Genomic DNA, 18621 nt, shown 5'->3' with positions numbered 1-18621 from the left:
GACATCCTTTTTGTCCGCAGATTACGCAGATTTTCACAGAGGGTTACGGCGCGTTTGACCTTACCGGCGTACACCAACATTTCAGCACGCGCCTAACCCGACCTACCACAACCAGCGGCCGGCAGCTAACTTAATGGCATTGAAGTCTAACATACGGCGGATGGCGTAAGCTTATCCGCCCTACGCGGGCTATAATGGGAATTATAGATGCAGCACAATAGTATACCTCGTGCCGATAAGTGTTCCGCTTTCAAGCACATCCAAGTTGATATTCAGCCGGAACAGGGGATAATCTATTTGATTATGTCGCCTGTGGGACGTCCGTGCTTCTCATTGGAGTTGCTCAGGGAGCTTAAAGGTGCTCAGGAAGAAGCGGATAAATATGGGTGCAAGTATTTGGTTCTCTCATCGAATATAAAGGGAGTATTTAATTTGGGTGGGGATCTTGAATATCTCAGGGAGCAGATTAGGCGGAAAAATAAACAGTCTCTAGCTGAATACATGAAAGCCTGCATTGATGCTCTACATTATGAGTCAACAGTTGACGGGCGTGTCCGTATAGCAGTGGTGCAGGGAGATTCTTTTGGCGGGGGGTTTGAGATAGCTCTGTGTTGCGATATGATCATTGCTGAGGAAAATGCCAGGTTCTCTTTCCCGGAGAGCACGTTTAACCTCATCCCCGGCATGGGTGCCTTTAGTTATCTGGTCAGAAGAACAAATATGTCGGTTACCAAGCGCATTATTACCAGTGGACGTGTTTATAGTGCGCAAGAGATGTTTGCTTTAGGTGCTATTGATCAAGTGGTGGGTCCGGATGTAGGGATGCAGGCAGCTGAGAGGTATATTCATAGCTACAGACGGCGCTGTAATTCCTATGATGCTATACGGTACATTACTAACAGTGAAAATCCGGTCACTTATGATGAGCTGGTTAGGATCGGCAGTATCTGGGTAGACCGTGCTTTAAGGCTCACTGATCGGGATCTCCGAGTTATGGACAAAATATCCAGCCTGCAAGCAAGATATATCATGAGAAAGTGATTATTTATGAGGAGTAATAGGTTTCCAGCTATCTTTGAGCGTATTAAACAGTGTCCTGCTAATGAGCATGAGCAGGGCTATCTACGCTTATTTCTCGTCTCCACTGTCTCGCTGTATATCTATGTTCTCGCAGTGCATCCTCAGGTTACCTTTGAGGTAAGAGACAAAGAGACGGTAAAGCAGGCAATATCGATTATCTACCCGATATTTGCTGCTTACGCACTGGTGTTTTTTTATTGGCTTTACCGGCAGCCGGTAAAGGTACCGGTACGTCGTATCCTATCGAATTTTATTGATTTGTTGAGTCTTTCTATCGTCATGTACCTCAGCGACGACTGGGGAAGCGTTCTTTATCCGGTATATCTGTGGATTATAATCGGAAGCGCATTCAGATTTGGATCAGTGTATTTACTGATAAGCGCGATACTCTCTATTCTGATGTTTACCGTGGTGATACTTACAACGCCGTTTTGGTTAGAACATCCGACGATTAGTATTGGTCTGCTCTCGGGATTATTTATTTTACCTCCTTACATCGGTCTTCTATTAAAGCAGAAAGGTGAGGCGTTAAGAAAGGCAGAGATAGCGTCCTATAAGGAACGCTTTTTGTCTGCTATTAGCCACGAATTGCGCACTCCCTTGCAGAGTGTTATTGCATTATCCGAGTTGTCCCTGGAAGCTGCTCATCGAGATAATGCACCTGACTATATGCGCCAGGTTAATGGGGCGGCACAGCACCTACTTTCATTAATTAACGATGTTCTGGATTTTTCGAAGGCTGAAAATGCCAAGCTTAAACTTGGTGAGCTTCCGTTTGATGTCCGTAAGCTGGTAGCTGCAGTAGAGTCCCTGATACTGCCCCAGGCTAAAAGCAAACACCTGGTGTTCAAGGTTGACATTGCCAGTGATGTACCGGATAGCGTAATTGGTGATGAACTTAGAATCAGACAAATCCTGATCAACCTAAGCTCGAATGCGGTCAAGTATACGGAGTCAGGTGAAATTATACTCGCTGTTCAAGTTCTGGAGCTTAATGACAAGTCTGTCCGATTACAGTTCTCCGTTGAGGATACCGGTATTGGTATTAAGGCAGATGATATCGGAAAGGTTTTTCAATCATTTGTTCAAGTTCACAGCAACAATAATAATGAACTGGGTGTTGGCAGTGGGCTAGGTCTGGCGCTTTCCAAGCGACTGGTGAAGTTGATGGGCGGTAAGATTACCATTGCCAGCGAGTACGGTAAAGGTAGCCGCTTTACCTTCGATGTCAAACTACCCTGGGTAACATTGCAAAGTATTGCTATTCCAACCCAGGATGATGATAGAACGACCGGTGATGACTTATCCGGATTGCGTATACTGATTGCCGAAGATGAAGAACTGCTTCAGTCTGTCTATAGACGGATCTTCAAAACCAGCCAGTGTCGGTTGACCATAGTCGATGACGGCGAGGCTGCGCTGCAGGCGCTGCGTACTCAACCCTATGATCTTGCAATACTGGATTATCAGATACCTTTCCTCAACGGTCTGGAATTAGCGGTGATATGGCGGCGTGAGGAGCAAGGTTCAAGAATGCCGATTCTTTTACTGACTGCTAATGCCGAGGTCGTCAGTCAGGGAGAAAGTTCGGATAATGTTGAATTGATCAGGATCAAGCCGATTATCCCATCTGACCTTATCAGGGATGTTAAGTATCTGACCGCTCTTACTATCAAAGATAGCGATGAACTCCTCACCCGCCAATAGGTGTATGCAGTTCAATGCCATTAAGTTAAGTTTTGTAGGTCGGGTTAGGCGCGCCTTGCGATGCGGGCGTGGACAACCGAGGCTGAACGCGCCGTAACCCGACATCCCAGGCTGGCTCCCATCATCGTCTGTCGGGTTACGGCGCGCGCCAATCCTGTGACCCAACCGAACACCGAAGCACGCGCCTAACCCGACCTACCACGACCAGCGGCCAGCAGCTAACTTAATGGCATTGGTATGCAGTTGGCAGGTAAGATAAGTGGATGGATGTGATTAGGATTGGTTCTCAGAAACGATAGTGCGTATCGATTCTATTATTGCAGATAGCTTTCTGCCAAGTTCCTCGGCAACTGCAAACTCACCTGAGTTTATGGCAGTATTGATTCTCTTGCAGAGCAGTTCCAGTGAGGGCATTGCGCCTTGCTTTGCAAGACCAATTGCGCGATGTGTCAGCACGCGACTTCGGGTTGGGTCTCTGCGATAAAGAGAGACCTCGAAGAGTGCCGCCAGCTCGCCTTTATCGGAGAACAGATCTAGAATTCCATTCGCGATCTCGTCTCGGACGGCGGGAACGTCACCGGCAGCACTTAGCGCCAGCGCGGCATCATAATGGGGAATGTTGTCTGAGTTCTCTGTGACCATATTGTTATATCTGGGTTATTCCAAGTTTGATACACATGCGAAGGATCCCGATGTGAGTTTCAACCCCAAGAATGGACTTGACCTCTGCAATCTTTTTTTCCACATGTTTCCTTCCGACTGGGAGTGCATCGGCAATCTGCTTCGAGGAAAGTCCCTCTAATAATAGCCTTAATACGTCTCCTCTGCGTCCTGCTAACAGCTGAGTATGGATGGACTTGCTTGAATTGACGTTCAATAGATCGATTGCTGTTTGAAGGCGAGGTTCGACGTATCTGTTACCTTTTCTGACTTGTCTGATAGCTTGGCAGATCTGTCCCGGAGACACGCCCTTACTGATAAATCCATTGGCTCCTGAATCAAGAAGATTCTTCACCAGTGCTGCATCCGGGTTGCCACTCAACAATAGGATAGCAGTGTTCGGGCTTTGTCGCTTGAGTGCCTGCAATGAGGATGCATCATAGGGCGTAGGTAGACTCTCATGGTTTTTGGGCATCCAAATGTCGCATAGCAGGACATTTGGTTTTAATTTCATCAGTGTTCTGGACAGTTGAGATTGACTGGAGCAAGTCTCGATAACCTCGATCCTACCATATGAGGTCGTATGTAGGAGGTTGGGAAGTACCCCGGCAAGCAACATCTCATCTTCAGCGATGACAACACTGGTCTTCTGGTGTTCCTGTAGAGTATTTCTGCGTGTCATAAACGGGCTCCATCGTCCTGCCGGCTCCTAACTATAAAGGTTTCGTGCAGAGAACCGTTAGGCGCCTTTGGAGCCTAGTCGCTTTGGCCGTTTGGTGGGGACCTTGAAAAATTCAGTCGGCGTGTTGGGTTACGGCGCGTTCAGCCTTGTTACTGGGCTTCGGGATCGAACCGCGCGCCTAACCCAACCGAGCAGGAAAACTAGGTACTGGTAGTCGCTTTGGCCGTTTGGTGGGGACCTTGAAATTCAGTTTTCAGCACGTTTTGTTAGCAATCGCTAAATTTAGCGCGGTCTGGGTTGTTTGGCGTTGGTTGTGGGGAAGAAGATCCCCTCCCTACGTCCGGGACAGTCCGGCGTGTTAAGGTTACAGCGCGTTCAGCCCTGTCACTGGGCTTCGGGATCGAACCGCGCGCCTAACCAACCTAACGAGGCCATGGGCCAAACAGCGCGGGGGGTTCAAAATCGAGGAGAATGCAGGTCCTCATCGAGCCCCCGGAAGGACTTTTGCAACACCCTCGGCAGGAGAGGGGCTTTCGGGTCTGTCGAAATATTCGTGTCCATTCGCATTCATTCACGGCAACAGGTTAATTTCATCATAAGAACCGGCTGTTACATTCTCTATAGCTGTTTGAATTTTTGATACAGAAAGCTTTATTCTAGCCCAACTTGTAGTACTAAGCACCAAAATGGATATTTTTCTATTACTGAGATTTTGCTGATATTTTAGGTTCTTATCTGTTGTAATTAATATTTCAAAACTTTCCTTTTCCGCTTTTCTAATCAAATCACCATTTCGAAGCCTTTCCCAACCCAATTCAAATACAGTAGAAACCTTACAACCGATAAGGCTGTTACGGAGTGGTACAGGTGTTCCTTGATCAAATAATATTCTCATCTATGCAGCATCTAGGCTTTTAGTTGCATGTTCTAAGACATCGCGAGCCTGCTCATAGCTAACACCAGGAAACCATTCGATAAATTCAGAGAGTGTTGCTCCATCTTCCAGATTTTCAAACAAAGCAGATACAGGCACCCGGGTACCACGAAATACCCAGGCACCACTGACACGTTGGGGATCACGTTCTACAGGTAAGCATGTGTGCCAGTCAATCATAGCATTAGGTTACTCTCTTTCGGATCTAATCTCAAAACAGCGAATTTGTATTCCATCATATTCTGCTATCTCCGTATTTCACTTAATAATGTTGGGGTTCGTCCCTCACCCTAACCCACTTATCCTGCTTGAATTTTTCAAGATACTTATCATCACCCCTCTCCACCCGACGAACCATTCGACTTCACCAACCTCTGCTCCAACATCCGACGTTCCTGCTGGGTGTTGATATTGAAAAAGGTACCGGCAGGATCCGAGAAATCGACGATGGCCAGGCGGTGTTGGGCGTACCAGGTATCGATCTTGCGGCCACCGGCCTTCAGGTAGGTCAGCAGGTCTGCCAGCAGATTCCGCCGCAACAGGGCGAACACCGGTTGCATCCGGACCCCGTCGTGGGCCACGCTGATCTCGGCCTGACGGGTATGCAGGGCGCTGTATAGGGCCTGGGCCAAGTTAGCGGGGAATAGCGGCGAGTCGCAGGGTACGCACAGGAGGTAGTCGGTCTCCGTGGCCTGCAAGGCACTCGCCATGCCCGCCAGGGGGCCGTAGAAGTCGCCCATGATGTCCGGTATCACTGGGTAGCCGAAGCGCCGGTAGTCATCCAGGTTGCGGTTGGCATTGATCAGAAGCGGGCCGACCTGGGGGCTGAGGGCCCGGATGATGTGGTCGACCATGGGCTGGCCGTCGATCCGCACCAGGCCCTTGTCCTCACCTCCCATGCGTTGCGAGCGGCCGCCGGCGAGGATGACACCGGTGATGTCCTGCCGGGGTAAGTCCAGCGGGCTCGTTTCCGGGTCGGTGCACTCGGGAGGGGGTGTGGACATGGGGTGCTCGGCTGGGTCGGTGGTCAGGGCCACAGCGAGCTTGTGCTCGGCGTCCCGGCGGTACAGGAACGGACGGACGATCGTATATTTACACGGCCCGGTTTTGCAGAGATGTTTGCGTTTTGAATAAAAATATCCTGTTAATCATGGAAATCCTGTTAATCCTGTACTATTCGGAAAAAAGTCAGATCTTCCGCAGTCAAATCCTCTGGACAAGACCAAATCATTCAGGATTGCTCAATCACAGTGCCTTGATGAAGACTTTGGAGTTGCGCCGATAGTTATAGAGGGCCTGTTTTTCCAAGGGCAGCTCCTCCAGACCCACGGGCTCGAAGCCGCGCTCGCGGAACCAGTGGGCGGTTTGGGTCGTGAGCACGAACAGCCTGCCGATTCCCCGGCTCCTGGCGATTGCTGTGACGTGCTCCAGGAGCTTGTCGCCGCGGGCTTGGCTCCGATAGTCGGGGTGGACGGCCACACAGGCCAGCTCGGCCAGGTCCGTGTCGGGAAAACAGTAGATGGCCACACACGCGATGACCATGCCGTCCCGCTCCATGAGCGAGAAACGGTCGATCTCGGTCTCCAGACGCTCGCGGGAGCGGCGCACCAGAATGTCCTGCTGCTCCAAGGGACGCAGCAGCTCCAGGATCCCCCCCACGTCGTCGATGCGGGCGGGCCGCAGCGCTTCATAGGGGGATGCGGTGATCATGGTGCCGGCGCCGTCGTGGGTGAAGAGCTCACGCAGCAAGGCCCCAGGGATACGACGGCCGATCAGGTGCACGCGCTCCACCCCTTGGATGCAGGCGTGCGCTCCGGCGCGCAGGGATTGGGCCAGCTCTTCGGGCATGTCGGGCGCAGCGGTGAGCAGGGATTCGACGTCTTGGCTGAGCAGATTGGAGATCAGGCCCCCGGATGCGTCCGACACACCTGGCTCCTCGAGCAGAAAGATGAGCTTGTCGGCCCCTAGTGCGATGGCGGCGGAACGCGCCACGTCCAGGGCGCTCAGGTTGAAGACCTCACCGGTCGGTGAATAGCCGATGGGGGGCATCAGGGCCACGGCGCCGTCGTCCAGGCGTCGGCGTAGCGACTCGCAGTCGATGCGGCGGACCACGCCCGTGTGCCGATAGTCGATGCCGTCCAGTACGCCCAGGGGTTTGGCGGTGACGAAGTTGCCCGAGGCGACGGGGATCCACACCCCTGCCATGGGGGAGTTAGCCAGTCCGAGCGAGAGCAGGGCCTCGAGCTCGACCCGCACGGCCCCGGCGGCCTCCTTGACACAGGCCAGGGCCTCGGCATCGGTCACGCGCAATCCTTTGACATAGTGCAGCGCGGCTCCCCGCCGCTCGAGCCGTTCCTCGATCTGGGGTCGGGCCCCGTGCGCCAGCACCAGGCGTATCCCCAGGCCGTGGAGCAGGGCGAGGTCGTGGACCAGCTCGGAGAAGCCTGCCTCGGCCACCACCTCGCCGCCGAAGGCGATGACGAAGGTCCGCCCCCGGTGGGCGTGGACATAGGGCGTCGCCTGCCGGAACCAGTGCACGCACAGGTCCGGGCCGGCGGAGGGTAAATCTGGATCGGCGGGCTTGGACATGCTTAATCAGGTAATGGCTAATGTATAAGTGATAACATGACCAGCGGTACTGGCTACTCTGTCCCCTCTCCCGCCGGGAGAGGGGTTGGGGAGAGGGGACCAAAAAGATGAATCGCGCTACTTTTTCACTTATAGGTTTACCACTACCCTTAATCACAACGGCAAGCCGCCTGCGCGATGGCAACCGTGGCGTGTTTACCGTCATTGCCCTGGTATCTGCGCTTTGCGAGGAGGAGATCGCCCGCGTGCCCGGCGGCCGTCAGGATGGCGGCCGCCTCTGCCACCGCGGGGGTCCCCATATGGGTCCGCACCCGCTCCGAGGGATGGGGGACCTCGACCTCCGCAAGCGCCTCGGCACTGAAGAAGTGCAGCCCCCATCCGTGACGCTGCGCCAGTAACAGGATCGCCTGCTCGTCCTGTTTCTTGTCGATGGTCGCCACCGCCGCGACGGCATCGAGGGCGAGGCCGGCCGCCGCCAGCGCCTGCCGCACGGCGCCCTCCAGGGTCTCCAGCGAGGCGCCGCGATCGCAACCCAATCCCAGGATAACCCGCGTCACGGCTGACCTGCCGGGGGCCGATAGACCACCAGGCGTCCTGCAAGCCGTTGCCATAGGTCCGCGGGGATCGCGCGCCGGGTCACCAGGAGCACGCCACTGTACCGATCCGGATCCACGGCCTCGACCGCTGAGTACAGATGGATATTCTCGGGCAGCGGTCCGGGACCGGACCACCAGTCTCGCGCTCCTGCTTCTTGGACCAAGGCAATCGCTTCGCCATCCACGACGCGGGCAGCGACGCGCGTGAGATTGGGCTTGGGCGCCTCCAGGCGCCAGCCCAGCTCCCGCCCCAGGATGTCGACGGCGATGGTGTTCGCACCCTCAGAGGCAGTGGTGATCACCGCCGTCGCCCCCAGCAGAGCGGCCAGCCGTTCGGCATAGGCATTGGCCCCACCGACGTGCCCGGAGAGCACCGGAATCACGAACCGTGCGGCGGAATCGATCACGAGCACACCCGGATCCTGGTACTTGGAGCCGAGATGCGGTGCGATCAATCGCACCACCGCGCCCACCGAGAGGAAGAACACCAGTTGGTCGAACGCGGAGAACAACCCCGCCATGCGGCCACTCAAGGCCCCCGGGTAGGCAATGACCTGGTTGGCAAGTCCGTCCATCAAGGCCGCGTGGCCCGCGGCTACCACCACCGTCGCCCGCGGCAAGCGTTGCGCCAGCCCGCGCACCTGCAAGGCCCCCGGTTTGGTGACGGCGATCAGGGCCACGCTCGGTTCGGCAATCCCCTGCACGGCAAATTTTGGAGAATTCCAGGAAATAGCGGGAACAGTATATGTCTACCGACCGCGGTTCGTATAATGGATATCTTTTTGGACAGTCTCTTAGCCGAATCGATGTTGAGCGCCATGGGGCTCCGGTTGTCGCGGTATCTGGCAGGTGAATAGGGGCAAGCTCTTTGTGGTCGGGCTCGGTCCCGGTGCCTCGGAGCAGATGAGCTTACGGGCACGGCAGGCCATTGCCGAGTCCGAGGTGGTGATCGGTTACGCCAAGTATGTGGACCTGGTCAAGGACCTCCTCGCCGGGAAGGAGGTGGTCCGCAAAGGCATGACCCAGGAGGTCGACCGCTGTATCGCGGCCTACGAGCGGGCGAGCAGGGGTCGCACGGTAGCCCTGGTCTCTTCAGGCGACAGCGGCGTCTACGGCATGGCCGGCCTGACCTACGAGGTCCTCCTGCGATCCGGGTGGACGCCGGACGCCGGCATCGAGGTCGAGGTGGTACCGGGCATCACGGCCTTGTCGGCCTGTGCCTCCCTGGTCGGTGCCCCCCTGAGCCATGATTTCTGCGCCATCTCCTTGTCGGATCTGCTGACGCCGTGGCCGCTCATCGCGCGGCGGTTGGAAGCCGCGGCCAAGGGAGATTTCGTGGTTGCGCTCTATAACCCCAGGAGCGGGCGGCGGCAGCAACAGCTGGTGGCGGCCCGGGACATCTTGCTGCGCCATCGCCGGCCCGACACGCCGGTCGCCATCGTCAATGCCGCCTATCGGGATCAACAGACGACCCATCTGTCGAGGCTCGACATGCTGCCGGACTGCCAGATCGGGATGTTATCCACGGTCCTGGTGGGCAACGGCGATACCTACCGACGGGGTGACTTGATGATTACGCCCCGCGGCTACTCCCACAAATACGACGACCTGACGGGTCATCTCAAGCCGGGGGAGCGATCCGGCCGTTCGCTGAGCATGGGACTGGAAGGCTGGAGGTCCTGCGTGCGCGCCTATCTGCGCGCAGCGGAAGGCCCCTCACTCGAGGATACCGCCCGCTACTTCGATGCCCCCCCGGGTGAGATCCTGGCGGCGGTCGGCGAGGCAACCGACGCTGACAGGGCCGGCGCCTACGCAGCGGCGGCCGTCAGGCACGGAAAGGAGGCCATACTACTGGACGCGGCCCGCGGCTGGGGCCGGGTTCGCATCTTCATGCGCAGCGGGACCGGTGCGGAGAGCGAGCTCCTGCTGAACGCGGACGGCCTCATCCGTCACGGCGACTCCCTGTTTGCCCAGGCCTCGAATTTTCGTTTGTACATCGACTGGTCGCGGGTCCGCCGGGGGTGGCTCGTCAGGCGGGGCGAACGATCGCGCGGCCTGTATTGCGTCGACGCGGCAGGCAATAGCCTGTTCGCGCTCTTTCTGGTGCATGACCAGGGACGCTTCGATCAGGAAGCCGTGGCGCGCTATGAGCGGGCATGGCAAGATGCCCTCAATGACCGATCACAGTGGACGCGCAGGCTCCTCACGGAAGATTGAGCCGCCTATGAACGCAACGAGATCGAGAACCCTCGATCGCACTCCAAAATTTCCAGATGAAGCGACCAGGCAAACGAGAGACAACACTCAGGGGACCAGGGCCGCGGCCGCGAGCGGTATATGCTTGAGCACGGCGGCCGGTTGCGCCAGGCGGCGCGGCGTTACGGCATCCCCATCGGAGACTGGCTCGATCTATCCACCGGCATCAACCCGTGCGGCTGGCCGGTCCCCGAGCCGCCGCGGGCCGCCTGGTCACGCCTTCCGGAAGACGGAGACGGACTCGAAGCGGCGGCCCAGGCCTACTATGGTGCCCAACAGCTGCTTGCTGTTGCCGGCTCCCAGGCGGCGATCCAGGCCCTGCCGCGGCTGCGGGACCAGGCGCGCGTCAGCGTGCTCGATCCGGGTTATTTTGAGCATGCTTACGCCTGGCGATGCGCCGGGCACCAGGTCACGTCCGTCACCGCAGGACAACTGGATGACGCCGTGTCCGCATCGGACGTGCTCGTGCTCATCCATCCGAACAACCCGACCGGGGCCCGCTTTCCGGTGGACGAACTGCTCGCTTGGCAGGCCCGGCTCGCCGCCCACGGTGGCTGGTTGGTGGTGGACGAGGCCTTTATGGACGCCACACCGGAAGCAAGCCTGGCGCGCTTTTGTCCTCGGTCCGGGCTCATCCTGTTGCGTTCCTTGGGTAAATTCTTCGGTCTGGCCGGGGCCCGGGTGGGGTTCGTGCTGGCGCAGCCCCAGCTGCTGGAGAGACTCACCGCGCTGCTCGGGCCCTGGGCGGTCAGCTCGCCGGCGCGCTGGGTGGCGACCCAGGCACTCGCGGATCGCGCTTGGCAGCAAGGCAACCGCCGCTACCTGGCGGCGGCCGGCGAACGTCTGGTGGATTTGCTGACGCGCTGCGGACTGCCCCCCGACGGCGGCTGCGGTCTCTTTCAGTGGGTCCGCACGCCGGCTGCGGTACGGCTGCAGGACCGATTGGCGCAGCGGGGGATCCTGACCCGGCTGTTCACCGAGCCGCCGAGCCTGAGATTCGGTTTGCCGGGAACCGAAGCGGACTGGGCGCGGCTTGAAGCAGCGCTAGCCGACGTCACCCCCCGGCGCCCGGATACCCTCGATCGAAAATGGGTAAGGTAGGAAGGTTACCCGAAACTTACACGAGAACCGGTCGCTGAGGCGGCCAAAAGGCCCCCAGATCGAGGCTTACCGCCTCGAATGGTGGTACGGCGACCTGATCGGCATCGGCAAAGCGGCCGACCTCGATCCAGGCGCCGGCGTCGAGTCGGTAGGCCTCCAACGTGCGCTTAGCCGGATCGATCAGCCATGCATACTGCACCTCATAGTGGGCATACAGCGGCATCTTGATCTCACGATCCTTGCTTGCCGTGGACGGAGATAAGAGCTCGCAGATCCAATCAGGAACTACCTCGAAGCGGTGATCTTCCGGCAAGTAAGGCATCCGCTCCCGTCGCCAACCGGCCAGATCCGGTACCGCCACCTCTATATTCCGCACGAAGTGGATCTCCGGTTCGTCGATGATCCACCAACCGCCAGGGCCACCTCTTCCTCTGTGAAAGGGTCCTCCCAACTCGATCCCAAGCGCAGAGCTGGCCCCTACCTGGGCTCCGGAAGGCCGCGGCTGCGTGTGGAGCTGTCCGTTCAGGATCTCCCCGGTCACTCTTTCAGGCAGGGCCTCCAGGCTCTCATAAAGAGTAGGTTGAAGTTGAAGTGCCGGTTCCATCTCTTTCTCTCTTACCAGGTAAATGTAGTAATGAACTTCCTGCTGAGCCTTTTTCTTCCCCGCTGGAAGAGTTACATGACCACGACATGTTAAGCACTACCCGGTAACATGCGGAAATCGAGTGCGCCCATCAGCACTATACCTAAAAAACAGACTGAAACTAGGTACTAGGCCCCTCCGTTAATAGGTGCAGGGGATTCAAGCGCTTGAAAACAAGCTCCCGTCAATCCGCCCACAGCAGCGACAGGTCGAATGCGATAGCGTCGAACGGTGGGAGCGAAATCTGATCTTGATTATTCAAGGTAGTGAGCAAGCGCCACTTTCCCGCGTTGTTCTCGAATGCCTCCAGGGTCTGCGGCTGGGGATCGATGAGCCAGACGTGCGCCACGCCGTGTTCCGCATAGATCGGCAGCTTCTCGGCACGATCGCCCACGGCCGTTCCAGGGGACAAGACCTCACAGACCCAATCCGGGGCCAGCTCGAACCAAGCGGTTTCCGGTAAGCTCGGCAGGCGCGTCCGGCGCCAGCCTGCAAGATCCGGGACCAGGATATGGGGCCCGAGATGTAGCTCGGGCTCGTCCAGGATCCACCACCCCCCTGGCCCACCACGGCCCTTGTTGAAAGGGCCATCGAGCGCTCCTCCGAGCGATGAACTTGCCTGTAAGTGCCTGGGCGCCGGTCTTGGATGGGTGACTAAACGGCCATTGACGATCTCGGCAACAAAATGCGCCGGAACCCCTAGCAGATCCTCATAGGTCGCCCGGCGTTCGGCTGGCTCGGCCATGGTTGTCTCTCCTTAAGTCACAGCGGTGGTTCATGGTGCGGCCAGGCACTAAGGACGGCCTGCACCAGGGTCGCGAGCGGAATCGCGAAGAAGATCCCCCAAAAACCCCACAGCCCCCCGAACACCAGCACGGCCACGATGATGGCCACCGGGTGCAGATCGACCACTTCCGAGAACAACAAGGGCACCAGGACGTTTCCGTCCAGGGCCTGGATGAGGAGGTAGGTCCCCCCCAGCCAGGCGAACTGGGAGGTCCAGCCCCACTGGGACCAGGCGACCAGCAAGACCGGCAGGGTCACCACGGAGGCCCCGATGTAGGGGACGATGACCGACAACCCCACCAGCATGCCCAGCAGCATGGCGTAGTTGAGCCCGAAGGCGTAAAAGGTCAGGTAGCTCACTGCCCAGACGATCAGGATCTCCCAGAACTTCCCGCGCACATAGTTGGAGATCTGACGGTCCACCTCCCGCCATACGGCGCCGGCGATCCTGCGGTGTTTGGGCAGATAGCGCTTGAACCAATTGATAATCAGCTCCCGGTCCTTGAGGAAGAAGAACACCAGGAGCGGTACCAGGATGATGTAGACCAGCAGGGTGATGATGTCCACCACGGAGGCGAGTGACCAGGAGAGGACGCGTTGACCGAAGCCGGCGATTTCGGTATGAATGGTGCCGATCACTTCCTGGATCTGCGCGGTGGAAATGATGTCCGGATAGCGCTCCGGCAACCCCATCAGCGCCTTTTGCCCCGCGGAGATCATGCGGGGAAACTGCTGTACCAGGTCCGTCACCTGACGGGAGACCAGCGGCATGACCCCGAACAGGACCAGTCCCACAAAGATGATGAAGAGGCTGTAGACCAGGGATACGCTCACGAGGCGGTGCCAACCGTGCCGCTGCAGGAAGGAGACCAGGCCCTCGAGGAGATAGGCGATGACGATGCTGGCCAGCACCGGGCCCAACATGTCGCCCATGGTGAGCACCACCGCGAATCCGACCAGCAAGAGGACCGCCAGAAAGACGATCTGGGGATCGGAGAAATAGCGGCGGAACCAGTCGGCAAGGACCTGCATCGGGGGACGGATCAGACCTGTTTGCGGGCCTGCTCTGCCCGATACTCGGCATAGTGGCGGGCGAAGAGCTCCTCCAGCTCGTCGATCACCTCGCCGACCGGGCGCCCCTGCAGCACATGGGCCCCCATCAAGGCGGAGGTATCATTGAGCATGGCGCTGCGATCGAGCATGTGAAATTTGCGGGAAAGCCGTTTGATGGCGCCGACCACGCTCTCCTCTCGGGGGCGTGGCATCGGTGTCGGTTCCAGTGGAGCCGATGCCTGTTGGGCGTGGGCGGTGCCCCGCGACGCCAGGAATTCACCGAAGGCGAGCAAGGTATCCTGATCCGCCGGCTCCAGCGAGCGATAGCGCTTGACCAATCGCCGCTCGCCGGCGCGGCCGCTGCCCTGAATCCGGCTCACCTATTTTCCTTCCCCACCTGAATCGCCGTGGGTGTCACAGTAGCTGCGTGCAAACTCGAGCAATTCTTCCATGGCCCGCGAGCGGAATTTCTGTTTCTGGTGAACGAAAGAGAAGGGTCTGTCCAGGGGTGGATCCAGATTCAGCTCCACGAGCGTATTCAGCCGCAGCTCCTTCCGGATCGTCGCCCGGGAGACTACGGACACGCCCATACCTGCCTCCACGGCACCCTTTACCGCTTCGGGGCTGCCCAGCTCCATGGCAATCTTCAAGGAAGCGCTGGAAGGCTTCAGCTGGCGCAAGTAATCGTCGATCACCTCGCGGGTTCCGGAGCCCTCTTCCCGACAGATGAACGGATATTCCAACAGCTCGGAGAACTCGACCGCACGCTTTCCCTCCATGGGGTGGCCCGGCGGGACGATGGCAACCAGCTGATCGCGCTTACAGTTCTTCACCACCAGATTCTTGTTGCCGACGGAGGATTCCACGACCCCGAGATCGATGGTGTTGTTCTCCACCATGGACACGATGCCGTCACTGTTGGAGACCTTCAAGTGGATCGTGACCTCCGGGTAGTGTTCCTTGAAGTCCCCGAGCAGGGTCGGAAGCATATATTCAGCGATCGTGGTGCTCGCACCGATGGTGAGCGTGCCGTTGATATCCCCTGTCATCTCACGGACCGCGTTCTCCATCTCCGCGTAGAACTCAAAGATGCGGTCGGCATACTCATACACCTTCTTGCCCACATCGGTTATGCTGATGCGGTTGTGGGTACGGTCGAAAAGTCGGGTGTTGAAATGCTCTTCCAACTGCCGTACCTGGAAGGTCACCGCCGGCTGCGTCATATGCAGCGTTTCTGCGGCCTTGGTGAAGCTCAGCAACCGTGCGACCGTGTGAAAAACCTGGAGTCTCCGGTCTGCCATGAGAACAAGCTCCGCAAGATACCCAAATAAAAAAACTTTATATCACAAAGTACCAATCCTTAGGAAGATCGATCGGGGTCGCCACCGGCGCGGCGCAGGCGATCCAGGACACAGCTGATCCTCGCCGGCTGGCGGGGGGCGATTTCGATGGCAGAGCCGGTCATCGGATTTCTCTTTAACAAAAAACGCCGCCCCCAGGCGGCGCTATTCGTCGCTGCCCTGCAGCCGGGTCAGATATAGAGGCAGATGTCACTGTCTCCGGCGAACTCGAAGAAGGCCGCCGCGCCCGCATACTCGATGCCGTCGATGAATACCGCGCGGTCCATATCGAAGAGATCGACGGTCATCTGGCAGGCGATCAGCTTGACCTCCGCCTCGATGCAGAGCTCGCGCAGCTCCTCGATGCTGGCCACTCCCTTGGACTTCATCTTCTGCTTCATCATGGAGGTAACCATGCCCTGCATGCCGGGCAGCGTCATGCCCAGCACCGGAAACCACTTGTCCATGCCCATCGGCATGGGCATCCCTGGGTTCCCGAGGGGGGTTACCTCCAACGCCAGCTTCTTCTTGAGGAGCTGCAGCCCGTAAAAGGTAAAAAAGATTTGGGTCTCATATCCCAGCGCCGCGGCGGTAGACGCGAGAATAAAGGGCGGATAGGCCCAATCCAACGACCCCTTAGTGGCGATGATGGCCAGCTTCTTCTCGTCCATTGGCGCTCCTGTTAAAACCTGGTGAGTGGTTGATAGACCGGTAACCCGCAGGTCACGTCTTTTTGATCAGAAAGTGGAACTTACCACCCTCTTCCTTCGATTCCAACAACTCGTTTCCGGTCTGTTTGGAGAAGGCCTCGAAATCCTTCACGGAACCCGGGTCGGTTGCGATGATGTGCAGGATCTGTCCGGCGTCCATGCCCGAAAGGGTCTTCTTCGCGCGCAAGATGGGCAAGGGACAATTCAGGCCACTTGCATCGAGCTCTTGATCAAAGTCTGCCATAGCAAAATCTCCAACTGTTCCAGTGTGTTAGAATATGAGAAAACTCAGAAATTCTAATTTACGCCAAACCACAGGAAAAGGCAAGCCGCGTTGGCGTCGGGCAGTGGCTCAGGTTGAAAATTTTATGCTTGGCCGCTCACGCCGCCATCCGGCGTACCACCTCGAAGCCGCCGCGGGCCCAACCGATAATACCGCCCCGCAGATTGGTGACGTTGTTAAATCCCTGTTCCATGAGATAAGCGCAGGCGTGGTAGGAACGGACACCGCTGCGGCAATAGAGGATGACCTCCTTATCTTGCGGCAGCTCTCCCATCCGCGACGGGATCAGATGCATCGGCATGAGCGCCGCATCTTGAATCACACCGCCGGCAATTTCTCCCGGGGTCCGAATATCGATCAGATGGACATCGGCTCCCGCGGCCATTCGCTGCTGCAAGCTTGCCGAGTCGATTTCTTTGACCACACTTGACCCCTAGCCGGTATGTTAGGATATTCAATATATTAATGAGTTTTAATGTTCCCCTCAACGCCGGGCCAAGCCGGTGGAGAACCCCGATCCGACGGGCCCGCAAGTCGCATCGACGCGCATGGCAGCCGGCACAGATTCGCGTCTTCTCGAAACCTGCACATCCGAACCAAGACGAGACCATGGAGCTGCTCCCCATCTTCCTCGAGGTGAAAAACAAACCCTGCCTCGTGGTCGGCGGCGGGGAAACGGCGGTGCGCAAGATAGCCAGTCTTCGGCGCGCGGGGGCCGCCGTGCGGGTGGTTTCCCCCCAGCTCGACGAGCACCTCGGCAAGCTGGCGGCAACCGGCGCCATCGCCCACCTACAACGCCCCTTTGAGGAGGCCGATCTTGCCGGGGCCGTTCTGGCCATCGCGGCCACCGATGATCCCAGCGTCAATCGACACATCGCCGACATCGCCAAGCGGCACGGTATCCCGGTGAATGTGGTGGATCAACCCGCGGCATGTAGCTTTATCATGCCCTCGATCGTCGACCGGTCACCCGTGGTGGTGGCCGTTTCCACATCCACCGCCTCACCCGTTCTCGCGCGCCTGTTGCGCACGCGCCTCGAATCGCTGATTCCCGCCGGTTACGGACGCTTGGGGACGCTCTGTGGGCGCTACCGCGCTGCGGTCAAGGCCCGGTTTGCGGACCAGCGCGATCGCCGTCGATTCTGGGACCGGGTGCTACAGGGCGCCGTGGCCGAGCGGGTGTTTTCCGGACACTTAGATGAGGCAGACGCGGCCATGGAACGCGAGCTTGCCGTCGCCGAGCCCGGCGGGGACATGGGCGAGGTCTATCTGGTGGGGGCCGGTCCCGGTGATCCCGACCTGCTGACCTTCCGCGCCCTGCGTCTGATGCAGCAGGCGGATGTGGTGGTATACGACCGGCTGGTGGCCGAGCCGATCCTGGATCTGGTACGACGGGACGCCAAGCGGGTATTCGTGGGCAAGGAGCGCAACAACCACACCATGCGCCAGGAGGAAATCAACCGTCTGCTCGCGGATTTGGCCAAGGCGGGGCACCGGGTCGTGCGTCTGAAAGGCGGAGATCCCTTTATCTTCGGACGCGGCGGCGAGGAGATCGATACCCTGGCAGCGCAGCGGATCCCCTTCCAGGTCGTGCCCGGCATCACGGCCGCCTCGGGCTGCGCCACCTACACGGGCATCCCTCTCACCCATCGCGACTATGCCCAGTCCGTTACCTTCGTGGCCGGACACCTGAAGGACGGCACGATCGACCTCAACTGGCAACAGCTCGCCCAGCCGAACCAGACGGTGGTGTTCTACATGGGATTGGTGGGGCTCGCGGTCATCGTCGAGCAGCTGACGGCAGCCGGCATCTCACCGGACATGCCTGTCGCCCTGGTACAGCAGGGAACGACCCCCAACCAGCGCGTCTACACCGGCACCCTGTCCACCATCCTCGAGCGCATAGCGCAAGACCCGCCCCAGCCCCCGACGCTGATCATCGTCGGCGAGGTCGTGCGCCTGAGAGAGAAGCTGAATTGGTTCCAAGAGTCCCGGTATTCGGAGCAGGGTGCTACCACGCCCCCGCTCTCCGGAAGCTAACTCAAGTTTGACAGCCGGTTATGCGGTGCCTCGTTTACCGAGATGAAAATCCAAGGGCGTGTGGTTTGTTACCTGTGCTAAACTTCAACAACCTGTAGATCGAGGTGGGAGAGTAATTACAGCGACTTTCACAGTAACCATCCGGAAGCCATAAAGACATT

21 protein-coding genes are annotated in these 18621 nt (G+C 58.2%); 5 read left to right on the top strand and 16 right to left on the bottom strand.

The annotated features are described in order from the left end of the window. The first annotated feature begins 207 nt into the window (after positions 1-207). Positions 208-1041, top strand: coding sequence for a crotonase/enoyl-CoA hydratase family protein (locus E1958_RS09990; protein ID WP_133511758.1), 834 nt, complete (start codon positions 208-210; stop codon positions 1039-1041). A 6-nt stretch (positions 1042-1047) separates the two neighbouring features. Then, positions 1048-2787 carry an ATP-binding protein gene (locus tag E1958_RS09985; protein WP_133511757.1) on the top strand — a complete coding sequence of 580 codons (1740 nt, stop codon included), beginning with the start codon at positions 1048-1050 and terminating at the stop codon, positions 2785-2787. Between the two features lie 273 nt (positions 2788-3060). Here E1958_RS09985 and E1958_RS09980 read toward each other — a convergent pair whose 3' ends face one another. The 8 genes from E1958_RS09980 to E1958_RS09945 all read right to left on the bottom strand — a co-directional run bounded on the left by E1958_RS09980 (position 3061) and on the right by E1958_RS09945 (position 8928). Then, complete coding sequence (locus E1958_RS09980) at positions 3061-3429, bottom strand: hypothetical protein (RefSeq protein WP_133511756.1); 369 nt, start codon at positions 3427-3429, stop codon at positions 3061-3063. Positions 3430-3433: 4 nt separating this feature from the next. Further along, a complete protein-coding gene (locus E1958_RS09975) occupies positions 3434-4129 on the bottom strand; it encodes a response regulator transcription factor (protein ID WP_133511755.1) in 696 nt (231 codons plus the stop codon). A 571-nt stretch (positions 4130-4700) separates the two neighbouring features. Beyond that, positions 4701-5024: a hypothetical protein gene (locus tag E1958_RS09970; protein WP_133511754.1), complete on the bottom strand. Its 324-nt coding sequence runs from the start codon at positions 5022-5024 to the stop codon at positions 4701-4703. Next, positions 5025-5243: a DUF433 domain-containing protein gene (locus E1958_RS09965; RefSeq protein WP_133511753.1), complete on the bottom strand. Its 219-nt coding sequence runs from the start codon at positions 5241-5243 to the stop codon at positions 5025-5027. 152 nt (positions 5244-5395) lie between these two features. Then, entirely contained in the window at positions 5396-6067 is a 672-nt protein-coding gene (gene mobA, locus E1958_RS09960) for a molybdenum cofactor guanylyltransferase MobA (RefSeq protein WP_133511752.1), read from the bottom strand. A 241-nt stretch (positions 6068-6308) separates the two neighbouring features. Beyond that, a complete protein-coding gene (gene argA, locus E1958_RS09955) occupies positions 6309-7652 on the bottom strand; it encodes an amino-acid N-acetyltransferase (protein WP_133511751.1) in 1344 nt (447 codons plus the stop codon). Positions 7653-7801: 149 nt separating this feature from the next. Continuing rightward, the gene (locus E1958_RS09950; protein WP_208108586.1) at positions 7802-8209 is read right to left on the bottom strand and encodes a cobalamin biosynthesis protein; all 408 of its coding nucleotides are present in this window, start codon (positions 8207-8209) and stop codon (positions 7802-7804) included. Beyond that, positions 8206-8928, bottom strand: coding sequence for a cobalamin biosynthesis central domain-containing protein (locus E1958_RS09945; RefSeq protein ID WP_243725256.1), 723 nt, complete (start codon positions 8926-8928; stop codon positions 8206-8208). The genes E1958_RS09950 and E1958_RS09945 overlap by 4 nt, the downstream gene beginning before the upstream one ends. A gap of 169 nt (positions 8929-9097) precedes the next feature. Between E1958_RS09945 and cobJ the strand changes: the two genes are divergently transcribed. Further along, entirely contained in the window at positions 9098-10465 is a 1368-nt protein-coding gene (gene cobJ / locus E1958_RS09940) for a precorrin-3B C(17)-methyltransferase (RefSeq protein WP_133511748.1), read from the top strand. Between the two features lie 120 nt (positions 10466-10585). Then, a complete protein-coding gene (gene cobD / locus E1958_RS09935) occupies positions 10586-11605 on the top strand; it encodes a threonine-phosphate decarboxylase CobD (RefSeq protein WP_133511747.1) in 1020 nt (339 codons plus the stop codon). Positions 11606-11621: 16 nt separating this feature from the next. Here cobD and E1958_RS09930 read toward each other — a convergent pair whose 3' ends face one another. The 8 genes from E1958_RS09930 to E1958_RS09895 all read right to left on the bottom strand — a co-directional run bounded on the left by E1958_RS09930 (position 11622) and on the right by E1958_RS09895 (position 16844). After that, on the bottom strand, positions 11622-12209 hold the full coding sequence (locus E1958_RS09930) for a Uma2 family endonuclease (protein WP_133511746.1): 588 nt from the start codon (positions 12207-12209) through the stop codon (positions 11622-11624). A gap of 223 nt (positions 12210-12432) precedes the next feature. Beyond that, entirely contained in the window at positions 12433-12993 is a 561-nt protein-coding gene (locus tag E1958_RS09925) for a Uma2 family endonuclease (RefSeq protein ID WP_133511745.1), read from the bottom strand. Positions 12994-13010: 17 nt separating this feature from the next. Next, positions 13011-14066: an AI-2E family transporter gene (locus E1958_RS09920; protein WP_133511744.1), complete on the bottom strand. Its 1056-nt coding sequence runs from the start codon at positions 14064-14066 to the stop codon at positions 13011-13013. 11 nt (positions 14067-14077) lie between these two features. Then, the gene (locus E1958_RS09915) at positions 14078-14467 is read right to left on the bottom strand and encodes a hypothetical protein (protein ID WP_243725255.1); all 390 of its coding nucleotides are present in this window, start codon (positions 14465-14467) and stop codon (positions 14078-14080) included. Then, entirely contained in the window at positions 14468-15388 is a 921-nt protein-coding gene (locus E1958_RS09910) for a selenium metabolism-associated LysR family transcriptional regulator (protein ID WP_133511743.1), read from the bottom strand. 230 nt (positions 15389-15618) lie between these two features. Next, entirely contained in the window at positions 15619-16098 is a 480-nt protein-coding gene (gene dsrE2 / locus E1958_RS09905; protein WP_089727038.1) for a sulfur carrier protein DsrE2, read from the bottom strand. A 52-nt stretch (positions 16099-16150) separates the two neighbouring features. Next, positions 16151-16381, bottom strand: a complete 231-nt coding sequence (locus E1958_RS09900; RefSeq protein ID WP_089727040.1) for a sulfurtransferase TusA family protein — start codon at positions 16379-16381, stop codon at positions 16151-16153. A 136-nt stretch (positions 16382-16517) separates the two neighbouring features. Continuing rightward, complete coding sequence (locus E1958_RS09895) at positions 16518-16844, bottom strand: rhodanese-like domain-containing protein (RefSeq protein ID WP_089727041.1); 327 nt, start codon at positions 16842-16844, stop codon at positions 16518-16520. A gap of 185 nt (positions 16845-17029) precedes the next feature. On the opposite strand from E1958_RS09895, the gene cysG reads away from it, so the two are divergent. Beyond that, positions 17030-18460 carry a siroheme synthase CysG gene (gene cysG, locus E1958_RS09890; RefSeq protein WP_133511770.1) on the top strand — a complete coding sequence of 477 codons (1431 nt, stop codon included), beginning with the start codon at positions 17030-17032 and terminating at the stop codon, positions 18458-18460. Positions 18461-18621 lie beyond the last annotated feature (161 nt).

Origin of the sequence: Candidatus Thiosymbion oneisti (assembly GCF_004359955.1) — a bacterium.
Lineage (GTDB): Bacteria > Pseudomonadota > Gammaproteobacteria > Chromatiales > Chromatiaceae > Thiosymbion > Thiosymbion oneisti.
The sequence above is the reverse complement of the archived record's forward strand: the minus strand, read 5'-3'. Positions and strand labels throughout refer to the sequence as shown.

What these genes read in the sequence shown, in the direction of transcription:
- E1958_RS09990 (WP_133511758.1), top strand. Translation starts at nt 208, where the DNA reads ATGCAGCACAATAGTATACCTCGTGCCGATAAGTGTTCCGCTTTCAAG.
- E1958_RS09985 (WP_133511757.1), top strand. Translation starts at nt 1,048, where the DNA reads ATGAGGAGTAATAGGTTTCCAGCTATCTTTGAGCGTATTAAACAGTGT.
- E1958_RS09980 (WP_133511756.1), bottom strand. Translation starts at nt 3,429, where the DNA reads ATGGTCACAGAGAACTCAGACAACATTCCCCATTATGATGCCGCGCTG.
- E1958_RS09975 (WP_133511755.1), bottom strand. Translation starts at nt 4,129, where the DNA reads ATGACACGCAGAAATACTCTACAGGAACACCAGAAGACCAGTGTTGTC.
- E1958_RS09970 (WP_133511754.1), bottom strand. Translation starts at nt 5,024, where the DNA reads ATGAGAATATTATTTGATCAAGGAACACCTGTACCACTCCGTAACAGC.
- E1958_RS09965 (WP_133511753.1), bottom strand. Translation starts at nt 5,243, where the DNA reads ATGATTGACTGGCACACATGCTTACCTGTAGAACGTGATCCCCAACGT.
- mobA (WP_133511752.1), bottom strand. Translation starts at nt 6,067, where the DNA reads ATGTCCACACCCCCTCCCGAGTGCACCGACCCGGAAACGAGCCCGCTG.
- argA (WP_133511751.1), bottom strand. Translation starts at nt 7,652, where the DNA reads ATGTCCAAGCCCGCCGATCCAGATTTACCCTCCGCCGGCCCGGACCTG.
- cobD (WP_133511747.1), top strand. Translation starts at nt 10,586, where the DNA reads ATGCTTGAGCACGGCGGCCGGTTGCGCCAGGCGGCGCGGCGTTACGGC.
- E1958_RS09930 (WP_133511746.1), bottom strand. Translation starts at nt 12,209, where the DNA reads ATGGAACCGGCACTTCAACTTCAACCTACTCTTTATGAGAGCCTGGAG.
- E1958_RS09925 (WP_133511745.1), bottom strand. Translation starts at nt 12,993, where the DNA reads ATGGCCGAGCCAGCCGAACGCCGGGCGACCTATGAGGATCTGCTAGGG.
- E1958_RS09920 (WP_133511744.1), bottom strand. Translation starts at nt 14,066, where the DNA reads ATGCAGGTCCTTGCCGACTGGTTCCGCCGCTATTTCTCCGATCCCCAG.
- E1958_RS09910 (WP_133511743.1), bottom strand. Translation starts at nt 15,388, where the DNA reads ATGGCAGACCGGAGACTCCAGGTTTTTCACACGGTCGCACGGTTGCTG.
- dsrE2 (WP_089727038.1), bottom strand. Translation starts at nt 16,098, where the DNA reads ATGGACGAGAAGAAGCTGGCCATCATCGCCACTAAGGGGTCGTTGGAT.
- E1958_RS09900 (WP_089727040.1), bottom strand. Translation starts at nt 16,381, where the DNA reads ATGGCAGACTTTGATCAAGAGCTCGATGCAAGTGGCCTGAATTGTCCC.
- cysG (WP_133511770.1), top strand. Translation starts at nt 17,030, where the DNA reads ATGGAGCTGCTCCCCATCTTCCTCGAGGTGAAAAACAAACCCTGCCTC.